Source organism: Paenibacillus sp. J22FR83, assembly GCF_059691955.1.
Map to the genome: position 1 here is coordinate 1 of NZ_JCAUAM010000012.1, position 17853 is coordinate 17853.

General features: G+C 45.8%; 14 protein-coding genes. 4 read left to right on the top strand and 10 right to left on the bottom strand.

Features of this window, described 5'->3' with window-relative positions; translation table 11 throughout:
• Nucleotides 1-806 precede the first annotated feature (806 nt).
• Genes AC58PV_RS21415 through AC58PV_RS21430 form a run of 4 tightly spaced genes read left to right on the top strand, consistent with a single transcriptional unit; the run spans nt 807 to nt 4913 of the window.
• Nucleotides 807-2411 carry a spore germination protein gene (locus AC58PV_RS21415; RefSeq protein WP_497434443.1) on the top strand — a complete coding sequence of 535 codons (1605 nt, stop codon included), beginning with the start codon at nt 807-809 and terminating at the stop codon, nt 2409-2411.
• Nucleotides 2408-3583 (top strand): Ger(x)C family spore germination protein, encoded by a 1176-nt coding sequence (locus tag AC58PV_RS21420; protein WP_497434444.1) that lies wholly within the window; start codon nt 2408-2410, stop codon nt 3581-3583. Before AC58PV_RS21415 ends, AC58PV_RS21420 begins: the two co-directional genes overlap by 4 nt.
• A complete protein-coding gene (locus tag AC58PV_RS21425; protein ID WP_497434445.1) occupies nt 3580-3804 on the top strand; it encodes a hypothetical protein in 225 nt (74 codons plus the stop codon). Before AC58PV_RS21420 ends, AC58PV_RS21425 begins: the two co-directional genes overlap by 4 nt.
• A gap of 14 nt (nt 3805-3818) precedes the next feature.
• Entirely contained in the window at nt 3819-4913 is a 1095-nt protein-coding gene (locus tag AC58PV_RS21430) for a GerAB/ArcD/ProY family transporter (RefSeq protein ID WP_497434447.1), read from the top strand.
• Between the two features lie 117 nt (nt 4914-5030).
• Here AC58PV_RS21430 and AC58PV_RS21435 read toward each other — a convergent pair whose 3' ends face one another.
• The 10 genes from AC58PV_RS21435 to AC58PV_RS21480 all read right to left on the bottom strand — a co-directional run bounded on the left by AC58PV_RS21435 (nt 5031) and on the right by AC58PV_RS21480 (nt 17636).
• A complete protein-coding gene (locus AC58PV_RS21435) occupies nt 5031-5957 on the bottom strand; it encodes a dihydrodipicolinate synthase family protein (RefSeq protein WP_497434448.1) in 927 nt (308 codons plus the stop codon).
• 26 nt (nt 5958-5983) lie between these two features.
• Complete coding sequence (locus AC58PV_RS21440; protein WP_497434450.1) at nt 5984-7012, bottom strand: succinylglutamate desuccinylase/aspartoacylase family protein; 1029 nt, start codon at nt 7010-7012, stop codon at nt 5984-5986.
• 16 nt (nt 7013-7028) lie between these two features.
• Nucleotides 7029-7763, bottom strand: coding sequence for an MBL fold metallo-hydrolase (locus tag AC58PV_RS21445; protein ID WP_497434452.1), 735 nt, complete (start codon nt 7761-7763; stop codon nt 7029-7031).
• Between the two features lie 3 nt (nt 7764-7766).
• Nucleotides 7767-8783 carry a Gfo/Idh/MocA family protein gene (locus AC58PV_RS21450; protein WP_497434453.1) on the bottom strand — a complete coding sequence of 339 codons (1017 nt, stop codon included), beginning with the start codon at nt 8781-8783 and terminating at the stop codon, nt 7767-7769.
• 27 nt (nt 8784-8810) lie between these two features.
• Nucleotides 8811-9986 carry a pyridoxal-phosphate dependent enzyme gene (locus tag AC58PV_RS21455; protein WP_497434454.1) on the bottom strand — a complete coding sequence of 392 codons (1176 nt, stop codon included), beginning with the start codon at nt 9984-9986 and terminating at the stop codon, nt 8811-8813.
• A 99-nt stretch (nt 9987-10085) separates the two neighbouring features.
• A complete protein-coding gene (locus AC58PV_RS21460; RefSeq protein ID WP_497434456.1) occupies nt 10086-11591 on the bottom strand; it encodes a glycoside hydrolase family protein in 1506 nt (501 codons plus the stop codon).
• Nucleotides 11592-11622: 31 nt separating this feature from the next.
• Nucleotides 11623-12513: a carbohydrate ABC transporter permease gene (locus AC58PV_RS21465; RefSeq protein ID WP_497434457.1), complete on the bottom strand. Its 891-nt coding sequence runs from the start codon at nt 12511-12513 to the stop codon at nt 11623-11625.
• 13 nt (nt 12514-12526) lie between these two features.
• Nucleotides 12527-13456, bottom strand: coding sequence for an ABC transporter permease (locus AC58PV_RS21470; RefSeq protein ID WP_497434458.1), 930 nt, complete (start codon nt 13454-13456; stop codon nt 12527-12529).
• Between the two features lie 154 nt (nt 13457-13610).
• Nucleotides 13611-15161, bottom strand: a complete 1551-nt coding sequence (locus tag AC58PV_RS21475; RefSeq protein ID WP_497434460.1) for an extracellular solute-binding protein — start codon at nt 15159-15161, stop codon at nt 13611-13613.
• A gap of 219 nt (nt 15162-15380) precedes the next feature.
• Nucleotides 15381-17636, bottom strand: a complete 2256-nt coding sequence (locus tag AC58PV_RS21480) for a helix-turn-helix domain-containing protein (protein WP_497434461.1) — start codon at nt 17634-17636, stop codon at nt 15381-15383.
• Nucleotides 17637-17853: the final 217 nt, after the last annotated feature.

The following is a 17853-nucleotide window of genomic DNA, read 5'->3' on the forward strand; positions in this document are numbered from 1 at the left end:
CGCCAGCCATACTAACAAGTATTGACAGCAAAACACGCAATGAAGCAGAACGAACCGCACAAACTACACATTTTCATTCATCATATCGTCGCGTAGCGGCGGGGAGACTACTGTGAAATCAAGCTCATTCAACGCGACGGGCATTATGGTAACTTCCGGCCACAGCTCCAGCTAGATATCACAGGCACTGAGCAACACTATCGTGTCATGAGAAATGGTGCAAGTGGCGGCGGAGGTCAAACCCAAATCACCTTCCTTGTTTCACCGCGTTTACCTGACAACTTAGAGGGCTTGCATTTTGCCCTAATTCCATATGCCAGCCCACTCGAATCTCCGCCTAAAGAGATCATTTTGGACCAGGAAGTTCGATTTGATTGAAATGTACGCGTTTATAGCAAAAAAGCCCATCACTGGGCTTTTTTTCATTTCATATAAAGAATAGGCTACAAGCTACTTCGCTTGTTCTATGTTGCTAATCGCTACCGTTATCGTCAGTGCTGCAAGGTATAGAGCCAGAGGTGAACGTCTGCGCTTTGCGAGTTTTTTACTCAAACTTCATCCCTCCTAGATATGATCTTTATAAGAAGAATTAACCAATCTAGGGAGGGATGAATCATCTACCTCTTTATTTCCAATCTTATAATGAGGCACATTTTTAACAGCAAGAATTTTTGTAAATATTACTATCGCTTCCATTTTTGTAATAATCGGATTAGCTGGTGGAGATACTCTAATATATAGAAGATGCTTTATTTAACAGCATTGGAATAGCATAACTTCAGCCAAGATGAGGGGATATACTGATCATGTCGTTATTTCAATGGCTTAGCCGGAAGCAATATAGAAGTGTGAACAAGCATCAGAATGAGGAAGCCCCCCTCACCAATCAAGGCCAAACTGATGCTGACATTGCCATAATAACCTCTCTACAACTTGAGAAACGGCTGGACTGGATTCATCAACAGTTAGCCAATTGTTCTGATGTGGTATATCATACATTTGTTGCAGGGCCTGATCAAAAGTGTGCATTGGTCTATTTGAGCGGAATGGTTGATTTGAAGACGATACAAGAGGAAATTCTGAATCGTATCCTTTCTCTTCATGCACAGGACGCGAAACAATTTCGTAGTCAAATCTTTGAGCACAAGCAGTTGTCTGTAGCTGATCAAAACGAGATAACAACCTTGCAGCAAGGAGTATCAACAGTTCTAAATGGACATGCCCTGCTGCTTGTCGAGGGCGAACAGAGAATGATCGATTTCTCAATCACTTCCTATGAGACTAGATCAATCGTAGATGCACCGAATGAAGCCGTGTTACGAGGACCACGAGAAGCTTTTATAGAAAACATTGACATCAATCTGACCCTGATCCGAAGACGACTGAAAACTTCTGATTTAAAAACGGAAACGATGTTAATCGGAACCCTGACGCAAACCCGTGTAGTAGTCGCGTATATTCATGGAATTTGCAAACAAGAGTTGATAGACGAAGTGAACAAGCGATTGTCGGCTATTGAAATCGACAGTATTCTCGGAAGCAGCTATATAGAAGATTTCATAGAGGATTGTCCATTTTCACCTTTCCCTCAGTTGCAATATTCCGAGCGGCCTGATACAGTTACGGCTTCCTTATTGGAGGGACGGGTGGCCATTTTGGTAGATGGCACACCAATCGCTTTGCTTGCACCGACTACTTTATTTATGCTGATGCAGTCCGCAGAGGACTACTATCAAAGGTATATCGCAGCAACATGGATCCGTTGGATCCGTTACATCTTTGTCATGGTTTCTTTGTTCTTGCCCTCCTTTTATATCGCAGTCACAACGTTTCATCCAGAGATGATCCCAGCTAAACTGCTTATCACGGTAACGTCTTCCAGGGAAGTTGTGCCCTTTCCTGCACTGATAGAGGCACTCATTATGGAAGTTTCCTTTGAAGCTCTGCGTGAAGCGGCCGTCCGAATTCCCAAAGCGATCGGTCAAGCGGTGTCCATTATCGGGGCGCTCATTATCGGTACTGCCGCCGTTCAGGCTGGGATTGTATCCGCATCGATGGTCATTATTGTTTCATTAACAGGTATTGCCTCCTTTATTAATCCGCACTATGATCTAGGTTTGGCCTTGCGGTTGTTACGGTTTCCAATCATGATTTTGGCTGGGGCCTTTGGCTTATTCGGAGTATCCTGCGGAATACTTCTTATCTACATTCATCTAGTCAATTTGCGTTCTTTTGGTACGCCATATCTGTATCCAATCATGCCTTTGGTGATACGTGATCTTAAGGACACCTTATTTAGGGTCCCCTGGTGGCTTATGAAAAAGCGCCCTTTAATTGCTGGAACAAATCCTTCAAGACAACCGGTAGTTTCCCGTAAATGGGCGCAAGGAATGGAGGAGGAAGGGGATTGAAATGCCTATATGCTTTACTGCCCCTGCTGATACTTACCGGTTGTTGGTCATCCGTCGAATTGAATGATCGTGCTTTTGTGCGAATGGTGGTTTTGGATAAAACCAATTCTGGTCTCGAGCTCTCCCTCGATTTTACGTTGCCCAGCCGACTAATTCCCGGATCGGCGGGAGGAGGAGGAGATCAAGCAGGTAAGCCCTACACGTACTTTTCCAATACTGGAAAGGATATTGTTGAGGCATATCGTAAAATCCAATCAGATTTGTCACGGCATATCAGCTTCGGCCAAACACGAGTGATTGTCATCGGCAGGCAATTAGCCGAAGAAGGAATAGAACCGATTCTGGATTTCTTGGCTCGTGAACCGACGATGCACATGAATGCTTACCTGTTTGTAACACCGGGAAGAGCTAAGGAAATCGAGGTGATCTCGCCCATCATGGAAAGGTTTCCTACAGATATCTTAGTGGGATACGCCAATTCACAAGTAACTGTTGATACCACAATTAAAGATTTCCTTATGCTCAACTACACCGGAGGTGACATTATTTTGCCTATGCTTAAATTTGGAAATAAGAGAATTGAAAGCGAAAAAGAAAAGAATCAAAAATGGATGGGAACCAGTGGTGCGGCTCTTTTTAAGCAAGGGAAGATGGTGGATACATTAAATGTTAGTGAAATGCGAGGAGGATTGTGGATTCTTGGAAAATTGAAGGATGCAGAGATCTCGATTCCTTCTCCGACCGATGGCAAAGACATAAGCTTTATGGTCAAAAGGCCGGAAACTCATATCATTCCAAAAGTTAGAGAAAATGAGATTGAAATTCTCATTCAAAGTAAAGCCGAAGCTGAAGTGCTTTCTACCAATTCGAATATCGATTTACTGGAAAGTAAACAATTAGAGAAACTGGGTCAAAGTCTTGACATGGAAGTAAATAAACAAATGACTAGTACGATTGACAAGACAAGAAAAGTACAATCGGATCCCTTCCGTTTTGGAGAATACATCGATTGGAATTATCCTAGGAAGTGGAAAAGTATGAAGCCACGCTGGCGGGAGCTATATAGCAGCGTCAAGATAGAGATGCAAACGAACATCAAGGTCAAGCAGGTAGGTACTTATCGTAATTATGTTCATGTAACAACAGATCCACTAAATGAGGTGGGGAAATGATCATCATTAGTATCCTGTATGCCTTCATTATTTGGTACGAATGGCGCTATATGAAAAATAAAAAACGCAAAAAGCGTACTTTTCAATATGTGATTGGTACTGCAACCTTGTTATTTCTATGCTTGGAAGCATTATACTACTTCAGGGAACAATGGACTTTGGCTGAGGGAATTCAATCCATTTTCAGACCTATTGACCAAATCATTCGAATAGAAAAATGAAAGGGGATAGCACCTTGGAGCGGGTATCCCAGTTGCAGATTTATATGCTGTTCTCTCATTTTCTCTTTACAACCACACTGGGTTTCTTTATGAGTACACTATCTAAAAATGCCCATTACATGTCATGGCTATCCTTAATTCTTGGCGCTGCTGTGGGGCTTATGATTGCTTACTTGTCCTATAAGCTAGCAATCAGGCGGCCTACTCAATTCTTAGGGAATTATGGCAAGGAGATTGTAGGGTGGCTGCACTATCCACTAATTGGCACCATGATTATCTCTTTCTTAATATCGGCAGGTACTGTTCTAAGACAATTGCAGGATTTTATCGTCATAGTTTACTTGCCAGGCACACCAGAATGGGCTGTTTCAGCACTGTTCGGAATTTGTCTTGCCTATTCCGTTCGTTCTGGAGTTGGATCCATTTTTCGCAGCTCACAAGGCATCTTTTTTTTGAGCGTTATGGGTGTGTTGTTTGTTCCCTTTTTTGTGCATCATGAAATCAAGCATCAAATGGCGATAGCATTGGTGAATCATTTTGATTTCAAAGGGGTTTGGAACGGCGCCTATTTGGTCACATCTCTTTATGCAGAAATGGCGTATATCCCGCTCATATTTCCTTTTTTCGCGAATTATACGAAGACAATGAAGTCTTTGGGATGGGCAACGGTTACATCGGTAATTATTGTGTTATCCAATCTTATTCCTGCTATTCTAGTCTTCGGCCCCTATTTAGCCGCTAACCTGCCCTACCCTCAGCTCGAATTGATACGCAACATCCGTGCCGGCTCCACGCTCGAAAATTTGGATCCTGTGCTCTTTGCTGTTTGGTTAGCCAGTTTGTTTATCAAAGTTAGTTTATTCATATATTTAGCTGTTATCGGCTTAACGCATACTTGCTCGTTAAAAGATCATAAGCCATTTTCCTTCTCCATGACAGCTATGGTGGTAGGCCTCGCCATCTTCTTGGTCAGGTCGAAGCCTGAACTAGATGAATTATTTAGAAACGGAGAATTCGCTCTTCTCTTGATTACGGGATTAATTCCAATTCTCTATTTAATAGTAGATTGGCTACGTTCTTCACGTTGGAAACAGGGAAAACCCGGTTGAACAGTTGGGATAGTTGGGTATCAAAAAAATCTACCACATCTACAGAAATATAGAGCCCACTTGCAAGCGGACTCTACTCGATAAGTTAATCGTTGATTAGCTGTATAAATGCATGTTTCATTCAGGAACCAGCCTCACCATCTCACTGATTGCCTGCATAATTTTCCTATGTATTTTCTGCACAAGCGGTGTTTGAGACTCTTGTATTTCTTCCATCGGCGCACGGACTGTACCGCAATTAATCCCCCTTAAGCGCATGATTTCTTTCAACGCAGAATGGGTTGGGAGTGTAAGCAGATCGGAAATAATATCATTTATCGAAGACTGTAGAAGCTTGGCTTCCGTCAACATACCTCTGACATAATACTGTTCAAGACGCACGAATAATTCAGGCATGCAACCGTAAGTCCCGCCGATACCGCCATCTGCCCCCATAACTCGACCAGCCAAATATTGTTCATCGGGACCATTGAAGACCAGGAAGTCATTACCACCGATTGATTTGAAGCGCTCCAGCTCGAAAGTGCTGCTTACCGATACCTTGACGCCGATAACCTTAGGATTAACAATCATTCGGCGTAACAGGTCCGTTGTAAGATTAAAGCCTGTTGTTGCGGGAATATGGTATATGATAAATGGCAGTTCAGTGCTGTCCATTATAGCCGTCCAATGTTTTTGCACCGTATCCTCACTGTGCCGGTAATAGAAAGGTGGGACCGCTGATATAGCGTCAGCTCCAACACGCTCAGCGTGAATCGCAAGTTCAATACTATCCCTCGTATTCATTGCTCCGATATGTGCAATGACCGCAATCTCCCCTTGGCTTTCCGCAATTACTGCTTCTAGCACCAGCTTTCTCTCCTCTACACTCTGCAGCAGACCTTCGCCGGTGCTTCCACATACGTAGACCCCGTTCACTCCACTTTGGATCAAGAACCGAATCATCTGTTTGATAGCGTCCGGGTGGACATCCCCTTTATTATCGTAACAGGAGTTTATAGCAACTGTAACACCTTTAAATTTATCAGAGTCAAATGACTTCATTGTCTGTTCCTACCTTCTATATATGGTTATATATGAGCGAAGCTACCGCTCATTTCCGATGCTAGTAAGTATACAGGGTCTCCCTTTCGGAGGACGGGAGTTCCTATAATCATAACGAGAAAACCATCGCTGCCTGCAGTAATCCGCTGACGCTCTGAACCGTCCAATCCATATATCGTTCCTACTAAGTCCCCCTGCCTAACTTTACTCTCCAGTGAAATTGCAGGAACGAAGAAACCATCCTCCTCAGCTGTCGCCGAATGATCGAAATTGCCGTCACTGTATATCGTTTTACGTTCAACATCCAGCTTGCCGACGGGCCATTCGAGCGGATCAGCAAGCATTTCAAGATGGTTCATGAGTCGAATGGTACCGTCATAGAACAATCTCGCGTCTTCTTGGCGCACCCTGCGTCCTCCATAAGCCTCTGTGTATAGCCATGGAATACCCAGCGATTGGGCCGATGATACGCTTCTACCAGGCGCGATCACGTTGTGAGCCCATAGCAGTGAAGCTCCGAACGCTTCTGCAGCCTCCCTGCATCGGCGACTGAATGCAGATTCTTCTTCGTGATAATAGCCAACGAGTGACGCAACGGCATAATGGGTTCCACCACTGTGCAAATCGAGCATGAAATCTGCATGGGCAATCATGCGATGATGAAGCTCATAAGCCAATTTCTCCGTCACCGTCCCCCTCTGTCTTCCTGGGAAAGCACGAGCCATATTCACACCGTCATCCGGGCTTACTCGAGCCCCCCCACGGTAAGCGTAGGGATTCGCACAAGGGATCATCAAAATATTCCCTCTAATATCTCCGGGCTGCATAGTATTGAATAATCGCAGAATTGTCTCGATCCCTTCATATTCATCGCCATGAACCCCTGCTAGAATCAGTAGATTAGATCCATCTTCCTCACCTGCCAATTCGAAAGCAGGGATCGATATTTCTTCCTCATCCGTATTGTTTCCTAATAGTAGCTGATACGTATGTTTCACTGCACGTGAACTTCGATTCCATGTAAATTGTTCGATCGGCATCCGTTCTGCTGTCACCTGACACATCTCCTCCTTATACAATACTTAACGGCGGGCGCTCCTGCTCGAAACGCTCATGAGCAAGACGCACGGCATCACCACCGCGTTCGAGCATGGCTTCTCCGTGTCCAGCAAACAACCGTTCAACGCTCAAGGAAAACAGTTTGGCTATTGTTGATCGGTACTCTTTCATAGAGAAATCCTCTGTACCGATTATAGCCAGCTTGCCCCCCATGAAGACAGTATCTGCGGCAAATAGCGTCTGAGAATTGTCATCGAATAATGCGATCATGTCTTTGCTATGGCCGGGAACATCCAACACTCGCAGCCGATAATCCCCTATGGAAATGATATCTCCTTCGCGAAGGATACGATCCACAGGACATGTCTTGAAAAGGTACGCCTCAGGATAAATCCCGTCACGTCTTGCCTGTACGAGCCCGAGTCGCTCCTCATCCCCGCTTTCTATGATCGCTGCAGTATGCTCCGAAGCCATCACGAACAAACCAAGCTGATCTTTTAAACCTCTTGCGCCTCCAGCATGATCGGAATGGGCGTGTGTAAGCACCAGTGCATTCACACGTTCAGGCATAAGCCCATCCTCCCTCAGCCGATCTAGAATCGCAGCTTCTCCAAGCCCGGATCCGGCATCTATTAAGAGTACGCCTTCCTCGCTATCAATCGCATACACATTGCAGTCATAGGGACTACTTAATCCGTAACCCAAGCTGCCGCCTCCAACGACATAAACCCGATCAGTCAATTTCACACTTTACTCCTTACCAATCATCGGCAACAGGTTCATAGGCTGTCCCGTCTTGGCTGACTGAAGCACAGCCCATGCAACACGCACCGCACTGTAAGCATCTACTGGCTTCAAAATATCCGACTGTCTGCCAGCGGACACACAATTGACGAAATGTTCAAGCTCGTCAACGAGCGGACCTCTCAGACGTCCGTGTGTTTCATGAAAGTTAAGGAGAGCGGGAACATCCATTCCTGATTCGTCGATATACGTAACGCCGTATTCAGGGTCTATGATTTGAACGCTCCCCGATTCAGCCATAATTTCCATGCGGACGTCCTGGGGGGAAGGACCATGATCAGGCAGGAGCCAATTGCATTCAATGATCCCGATACCTCCCTTATTAAAGTGGAGTATAGCCCAGTTCATATCAGCAGCTTCAGAACCGTCTGGTGCGGAGCGGGTCGCATAAACCTGACGTACATCGTCTTCCATGTACCAATGCATAAGATCAATATCGTGAATGCCAAGTATGAATACGGGCTCTATACGGTTATAAGTGGAGAAAGCGGTCTTCCAATTGTTACGCTTCGCATAAATAGAGCGGATGGAGCCGAAGTCTCCTCTAACAAGACGCTCTTTGACGGCCGCATACCTCGGGTCAAACCGCAACAGGTGACCGGTCATCAATAAGACTCCGTTCGTCTCCGCCTGCAGCACCAATTCGGCAGCAGATTCAGGATTATGCGCGAGCGGCTTCTCGACGAATACGTGAAGTCCTAAGCTTAGGGCCGCTTTGACAGGATCCATATGAAGATGCTCCGGCGTTAATACATCAACGGCATCCAATACGGTGGTGGCTAACATATCAGACCATTCCGCATAGTAACGGGCATCTGGGAACCATTCTCTAAAGCGGGCATGTCTTTCGGGATTACGGTCGCAGAGGGCCACAACTTCAACGTTCGGAAGACGGCTTAATATGCGGGCATGTAACTCGGCGAATCTGCCGAGTCCAATCATACCCAAGCGAATCTTAACCATGGAAACATTCCCTCCTCTGTGATAGCTTTATATTTCCAAATGGTCGACATCCAGGCAGGGAACATGGATTGCTGAGGTCATAGCCGACAATCGGTTGCCATCCTTGAAGCCGTTGCCGCTAATCACACAGACAACTTTATCCAATGACCGACCGGGGTTTTCCTCACAATCGCGAATCAATCCAGCTACAGAAGCTGCACCAGCCGGCTCGCAGAAGATGCCTTCCTCCTCCGCAAGTAATCTCTGAGTCTCCCAAATGAGCGGATCGCTGACAGCTATGCCTTTGCCTCCGCCACGATTCATAATTTGCAGCGCCAGCTTGCCGTCTGGAGGATTCGGTACTTGTAAGCCTGAGATTTGAGACGTTGACGAACCGGGCAATGGATCCATAGATCCGGTTTGATACGCTCTTACGATATTGGAACAGCCCTCAGGTTGAACGGCAACCATGATAGGTGCAGTTGCCGTTCGCACACTATCCGAAATTTCATTAAAGCCTTTCCAAATACCGCAGTATAATCCGCCACCGCCTGCAGGTGAATAAACATGTGAGGGCATGCCCTTCAATTCTTCAAAAATTTCATAAGCAATGGTTTTAACACCTTCCATTGCATACGGATTGTAGCGGAAAGCGGTGATCATAACTTCCCATCCATGCTCTGCGGCCCCACCAAAAATACGATCGAAGACTCTCATTCCGATTTCCGGATCGCTTCCGAAATTCTTTATCTTGCGGACATTCGCTTTGTACAGAAGCGACTGGGCCAGCTTAGCCTCTGCCACATTCTCAAGGACGAATAAATGGTATGGCATACCGGCACGGGCTGCATAAGCCGCAATAGCGGCTCCAGCATTACCTGATGAAGTGCCGATACAGGCCCCCTTTCCCTGTCCAAGAGCCCAGGATAAACCCATAGCAGCAATTCGATCCTTGTAAGAACCGGTCGGATTACCGCCTTCATACTTAAAATACAATTCACCGATACCTAGCTTCCTTCCAAGACGCGCACTCGGGATAAGTGGCGTCATGCCTTCTCCCAAGTAAAGCCTGTTATTCTCAGGCACCGGGGGAAGACTCGCATGATAACGCCAGATTCCTTTCTGCGTGCTGTCGCTCATCGCGAAATGACGGCTCTCATACTGCGGGAGCAGAATGCCTTCGCACGATGCGCACGCGTACACGTAAGAATCATGATGTTCCATACCGCACTCTGAGCATATATGCCACACGTTATCACTTCTTTTCTTATTAAATTAAGTAGTGCGGAACGATTCGAAATTAAGGTTGATCACCTGTTCTGTCTAACGTTCAATACGCAATTCTACCCATTGAATCGTCGTAGGCGACTGTTCACTACTGCCAATAGACATGAAGTCGACCATCTGGTAGCCATCCTTCAGAACGCAGACTGGTATGGAGTACGCATATGCTAGCCCTTGAGGTTTAGGCATCGGCAACTCTATTGGATAGCCTATTCCACAAGCCTCTCCATTCACATAAACCTTTAGCTGTTCCAAAGTAACTTCGGATTCTACTGCAATCACAACCGCTGCCTTTTCTTCCGGCAGTGGCTTGTGTCCAATCGGAATGCGAACCTCACAATTCTGACCGGATCTTAGATCAATAGGCAGTACTGTTGCCCGTGGATCCCCGGGTGACCAGGTATCTGCGTATGTAATCACATGGCGCCTTGGCTTATTCCGCAACGTAGCAAGTTCCCCCGCTTCCCGCAGTAGTATGGGGTAATGATGCAAATCCGAGATTGCCGTATCCGCGTCCATATAATTAAACAAGTAGATCCGATCGGCGCCACGCGCAAGGAATGATGCAGCTGCTCCGCGAACCGTCTCTAGCGTATTAGTCTGCCGCAGAGGGCTTGCCGGATACGCACGGAGCAATAATTCAAGTCCTGCAGCCAGCACCGTACCGCTGCCTTCCAACAACCTCTTCCATAGCTCGATCGGCATATCTGTTTCAATTGTCTCCCAGAATGGAGTCGGAACCAGCATATCGGCGAGTCCTTCGCGTGCCCATAGCATCACATCCATTCCGAGATCGAAGGCTGTCTGTGGTCGTGATGGTACACGGCAGCCGATCTTGATTTGAATGCCGCGTTCCGCTCCTTTACGGTCGAGCAATTCCCTAACTCGTCGCAAGAATGCAGTCAAATGAGCTCTACCGGATTCTTCTTCACCCGGTTTAAAGTGAAAGGCAAATCGCATCCAGTCGAGTTCAATTCCGTCGAACTCATATCTGTCCACCACTTCCTCGATTAAACGGAAATGATACTCTCGGGTCTCCTCTTTGCCGAAGTCGAACGCTTTGTCCGTCCACGCTGCGAAGCGATGCTGTACCCGCCTCAGTTCCGGGTGTTCACGCCAGAATCCGCCGATCAACGGGTGAGTCTCATCATTCACGCAGTGAACATCATTCATGCGTACCGACACCCACGGAGAAAGTCCTTTCTCCCTTGCACGTTCCAGTTGAATGCCGCAGAAGTCCAGACCATCCTGATTCATTTGCCAAGCTCGGTGAATCCATGCTCGCGTAGCTTTGCGTGATTCTTCCGGCAGGCTCTGAAAGAGCGGCTGATCGTCTCCGGCCTCTGGATCGTATCCTGTCCAGAATGAATCCCACACTTTACTGTCGAATGAAGTTCGCATGGCATTTACATTAACGAAATATTCCTTTACCTGGGTACCCGCATATTGATCTACAAGCGCTTCGATGTCCGCGCGAGACACCTCACGATCGCGCCGATTATAATAAAAATGGTTGTTGTCCTCATTCATGCACAAGCCAGCCATGTCATCTCTCCCCTTCGAATGAAATCGTTCTTTACCCTTTGACCGAACCTGTTAGTACCCCTTTTACGAAATGCTTCTGAAGAAAAGGATACACGAACAAAATCGGCAATGTCGTCACCATGATAGCCGCTGCCTTGACACTTTCCGCCGTAGGCTTCTCAGCTAAGCTTGCAAAGACCGATTGATTGATATCAACTGCGCTGTATTGAAGCACAATTTGCCTCATTATTGCCTGCACCGGAAGCTTATCGGTGTCGTTAATGTAAATCATCGCGTCAAACCACGCATTCCAGTGACCAACTGCATAGAACAGCCCGATTGTCGCAAACGTCGGCAGACTAAGTGGGACTACGATACTAACAAGTATGCGCAGTGGCGAGGCGCCGTCAATCGTAGCCGATTCCTCAAGACTTTCAGGAATTTGCGTGAAGAAATTTTTCATGATGATTAAATACCAGGCATTGATAAGCCCGGGAAGGATCATGACCCAAAACGTATTGGTCAGATGCAGCCCCTTCATGAGCAAATAATTCGGAATAAGCCCGCCATCGATCAGCATGGTAACGAAGATCAGGGAAATTACCACATTCCGTCCAGGCAACTGCTTACGTGCCAAACCGTAGGCCATCATTGCCGTCAAGATGAGATTGAGCGATGTACCGACAATGACGCGCATAATCGTGATGTAGTACGCATGATACAAAGTTGATGTTCCGCTAAGCAATACTTTGTAAGCCGTAAAGTCCAATTCCTGCGGGAATAGGATGAGGCTTCCTCTGCGGATTAGCTCAGTCTCACTAACGAAAGATGTCGACAGAATCACCAAAAATGGAAGTAGGAACGTCAGTGACACAAGTGTCAAAAACAAATAATTGACGATTTGAAAAAATAGCTCGCCGAATGAAGTTTTTCTATTTATCATAACGATCCACCCTCTACCAGATGCCTTCTTGATTTAATTTTTTGGCCAAATAGTTGGTGCCTAACAGCAAAATCATAGCGATAAACGATTTAAACAGAGCAACAGCCGTTGCGAACGAGTACTGCATCTCTACCATGCCCTTGCGATATACATACGTATCGATGATGTCTGCTACTTTATATACAGGTGGTGAATACAGTAAGAAAATTTGCTCGAACCCCGCATTCAACAATCCGCCTACTGCAAATATAAACATGATGACGACAATGAACATGATTCCTGGAATGGTGATATACCATATTTGTTTGATCTTGCCGGCTCCGTCTACAACAGCAGCTTCGTACAACTCAGCATTGATTCCAGTGATCGCAGCCAAGTATACGATCGTGCCCCATCCGACATCCTTCCAGATACCCGACGTTACAAGCACGCTGCGAAAATAGTTGTTGTCTCCAAGAAAATAAACCGGATTTATCCCAAGCTTCTGCAGAAATACATTGATAATGCCTCCGTCCAATGCAAAGACGGTTGTGATTAAACCCGCCATGACGACCATGGAAATAAAATGTGGAAGATAAGAGATCGTCTGCACGATCTTTTTAAAAGCGGCAATTCTGACTTCATTCATCAGCAGTGCCAGCAAAATCGGGGCTGGAAATCCAAATAACAAACGGTAAAAACTGATTATAACAGTATTTCCTAATATTTCCCAAAAATAGTAAGATCCAGTGAATGCTTGAAAATGCTTAAGCCCGACCCATTCCGAGGTAAATATGCCTCTTAGACCATCAAACGGCGCCACATCTTTAAAAGCAATAATAATTCCGTACAGCGGTATATACTGGAAGATTAGAAAATAAAGCAGTCCGGGTAATATAAGTACATAGTACAGCTTGTTCTTGCGCATGAACTTCATCATACCGTTAGTTGCTTGTGCCTTCATGTTAACGCTCTCCTTCCCCCAAAAATCTCCCGACTACCGTCCCGTCATACAGACCAGTTGCCGTTGATTGGCTGCGAAGAGGCCCGCCCAGCCGAAGCCGGGCGAACACCGCGCATGTACCTATGTTTACCGAGCACTATCGTGCCTGAAACAATTAGTTTTTCGCCGACTTAACCTTCGTATTCTGTGCCGTGTAAGCCTCAATCCATTTGTCCATACCAGCTTTGTTCAACTCTTGAAGGAATTTGTCATACTCCGACATCGGTCTTGCTCCCATGATGAATTTCGTTATTTCTTCTTCCATCATGCGGTTCAAATCCGAAAGTGCAGGCACTTGTTGGTTGATGGCAACGTTATCGTATTTATACGCTTCTTTGGCATCGCCAGGCATTGCAGCACGGTTGGTATTCGTAATATATTTGCGCATATAGTCGAATTGCGGCGCATTGACCGGGTCCTTTGTTTCAAACTGGACCGTATAGGCAAAGGTCGATCCGAGAACCATCTCACCGGCATAATCCGTGTTCAACGTCTCCAACACATGATTTTTCTCATCTACATACTGCCAGTGCTTGCCCTTAATACCGTAAAATGCAAGGAAGTAATTTTCAATATCTGCATGCAGCCAATTGATATACTTCATAACCGCTTCTGGATTTTTAGAGTTTTTGCTGATAGCCCATCCGCTCACATCAATACCGCCCATACTGCTCACGGAACCTTTAGGTCCTTTCAGATCAACGGCAACCTCATATTTGGCATTAGGGTCGTTCTGCTTCAGCGCACTTTCGTTTCCTGCCAATGTCGAGTACCAACCTGCATAACCAGCTGCACGATTCTGTTTGATCAATTCAATGATGCGTTCATTTTTTGCAGAGAATGCTTCTTTATAGATATAGCCCTTCTGATACCAGTCAGCCATCTTGATGATGAACTCTTTATATCCTGGATGCATAACAGCTGGCTTCACTTTGTTGTCCGTATCAACCCAATTGCCATACCCAGTACCCATGAAACCAGCAGCCAGTGAGCCGTTCAAGCCAGACAATGTCGTGAGTAACGGAATCGTTTGGCCAGAACCGGACGGATCCTTCTCCTTGAATGCTTTCAGTACATTCTCTAATTCATCGACTGTGGTCGGCATTTGCATCCCAACCTTGCTCAACCAGTCCTTACGCAAGTAAACCGTATTTCCTGCTATCGGAGGCAAACGAGGAATTCCCCATATTTTCTTGTCAGGTGTCGATACAGCATCCCAAGAGTCTGCCCATTCCTTCGGCCACAGTTTTTTGATATTCGCACCATATTTGTCCAACAAATCGTTCAATGGCAGGAGAGCCCCTTTACTTTGAAAATCGGGGATTTTGCCAGCCAGGAACACATCAAGTGGTTCATTAGAAGCCAACAAGATATTTAACTTCTCCCCCTCTGTTCCTTTTGGAGGAATAATGGGAACGACCTCAATACCAATCTTATCGATGATGGCCTGCTTGACGAGTTCAAGATCCTCAGGTTTACTAATCTTTGTTTGCGATACTTGACCACCATTAGCGTAAGAATAAATTTTTTCTATCTTTTTGGATGCTTCTGACTTTGGAATGGTTGAAGTACTCGTACCACCGTTCTCTTTGGATTCCGATGAACAAGCCGCAACCGATACGACTACAGAACTTGCCAGAATAAGTGAAAATGCTTTTTTCAACATACATTGAGCCTCCCTTATATCGCTAGATGGAACCTGATTGAGTCTGCGGGGTCCGGAACCCGCCATGTGGTTAACCCTTTTCAACATAATAGGAAATCGCTTTCTTAGAAATGCCCCATTCTTGCTCTGCATCTTCCTTAAAATAACTATGTCAAAAAAAAAGCATCCCGAAAAATTGAGGATATGCCTGAAAAAAGAAAAGGACGGATTGCTCCGCCCTCATGTACCATCAAGTTCTGCCGTTCGGACATGCATTTTACGAAACTCTCCCGGTGTCGTTCCTGTGCACTCTTTGAACAATTTGATAAAATAGTTCACCTTTACATACCCGAGCCGTTCGCATATATCCTTGACTTTCAAATCGGAATGAATTAGCAACTCTTTGCTTTTCTCAATCCGAACAGCGGTCAAGTACACAAGAAACGTCTGTCCTGTCTTTTCCTTAAAGCTGCGACTAAGGTAGGATGGATTCAAGCCGAGCTTTTCGGCGATAAGCGTCAGCGACATAGCGTCACCGCAATCCCGTTCAATCATCGCCATCACTTCCTGAACGTGCCTATTCGTCTTCTCCCTATGTTCCATACCAATCGAGTCAGCCATGGCTGAGACGATTGAAGTGAACCAGGTGCGAATTCCATCGAGGTCACCCATGTGCAACAGCTCCGAATACAAGTTGTGCTTAGCTTGCATCGACTTCTGCAAATCAATTCCGTATTGACCTGCAGTATCCATCAACCCTACCAACAATCGTATCAATGATTGCTGCATTTGTCGAAATTGCGGTTTACCTCCCTGACCTTGAACACTCTGATCGATCAATTCACCTAACACGCGAAGAGCTTCCCATTTATCGCCAGTCTTAATATAGTGCTGCAACGAATCTTCTCGGTCCTTCGGATAATGAAAAGTCTTCCCGTTCTCAGGACGAATATCTTCAATATAGATAATATCACCTTGCCCAGTCATATCTCGATAGCCGAGTGCCTCCACTGCTTCTTCGTACGCTACCTTTAAATCCGTAATCTGGCGGCAGTACGTACCAATACCAATTGAGCAGTAAAGTCCTATCTCGCTGAGGATTCCCGTTTGGATTCGTTCAGCAAACGTGAATATATTCGCGAACTCGTCTTCATTGCAATTGACCAGAAGCGCCAACGTGTCTTCGCTCAGTTCAACGAGCACTATCTCACCTAAGCCTACTTGTTGCCGCTCGATCATATCGGCCGCCCGAAGCTTATTCATACTTCTCTTCTCGACATCGATTTTCCGCTCCTTTGGTTCTTCTACCATAATTAATAGCAGCATGATGTTCTCCAACCTAAGGTCGATACCAAGAAAACGGATCCGCTCGCTGATCTCTTCTTCTGTATATGTGCCCGTTTTGATCAAAGTGTGCAAAAACTTTTCACGATAAGCGGGCAAGCTCTCCTTCAACCTTACCTGTAAACTCTTACGGTCCTCGTAAGCTTCTACCAACCAGTTGCGAATTGTCCTCAGTTCACCGAGCTGACCTTGACCGGGAAGGGGAAGTGCCGAAACGGAGTTATTGTTATTGATAACGTAATAGAGCAAATTGCGGATGGGGTTGTAAATGTTGCGGATGGTCAGTAAGGCGAGAAGTGTAGTCGCAACAAACAATAGTGTGCCAATTGTTGCCATAATACTGCGCAAATTGTTGATGCTCGTGTAGAGGACATCTAGATCGGTTAAGCTAACGAATGTCCAGCCGAGCGCAGAGGAATTCTGAAAGGTTGCCATAACGCGATAATGGTCGAGACGAATCTCAAGTGCTCCCCCAGAGTCGCCAAGCAGCTCCGATTTCTGTAAATCTTCTTCAGCCTCCAGAGCCAGCTCATCTGCTTGATCGTATAACATGAGCTTGTGTCCCTGAGAGTAGACTAAGATGCTGCCGTTCTGCTTGCCGCCCAGCCTCTTGAATATGTTATTGTATACGAGCTGCGCATCCAGATTAAAGACAATATAATTGTCTTCGTCGCTGGACCTGAATACGATCGGAATGACTAGTTTGCTCGTCCCGTTCGATTTAACAGCGTTGCGCACATCCATAATGATCGGATACGCATGACTTTTCTCCGACAAACCAAGATCCCAGTCTCTGTCGTAGAAGCGATCTATGGGATATTGCAGATCACTTTGCGTCAACATCATATTTTTGCTGCGATCGAACATGTAAACAGAATCAATAAAGCTGCTCGACATCCTCAGATTATCGATATTAAAGCTCAGCTTCGCCTTACTCATCAAATATTTCTGCAAGCCCGGCATATCTTCAGCATGCAAAGCGCCATTCAATCGCTCATAATATTCTCCCCGGGGAAATTTGGCGTAATCGCGATAGGTACTGTCGGAAATAAATTGCATGAAGCTGATTCCGATCTGATCGATGACGAGCTCCATCGCTTGAACGGATTTGCTAAGCGAAGCTAGATTCGCTGCCTGTAACTCAGTTTTCATCGTTGATCTCGTATTTTGATAAAACAAAAGACTGAGCAGGAGGAGAGGTACCACGGATACGAGCAGCGTAAGCGTTACCAACTTGACTAGAAAATTTCGGCCCTTTGAAGCCTTTATTAGTCTATGGAGCATCAGAATCACCCTCGTCAATAGATTAAAGTCAATTGTACCATATAGATGTAACCCCATACAGAGAATGAAATGATCCATGCTGCAT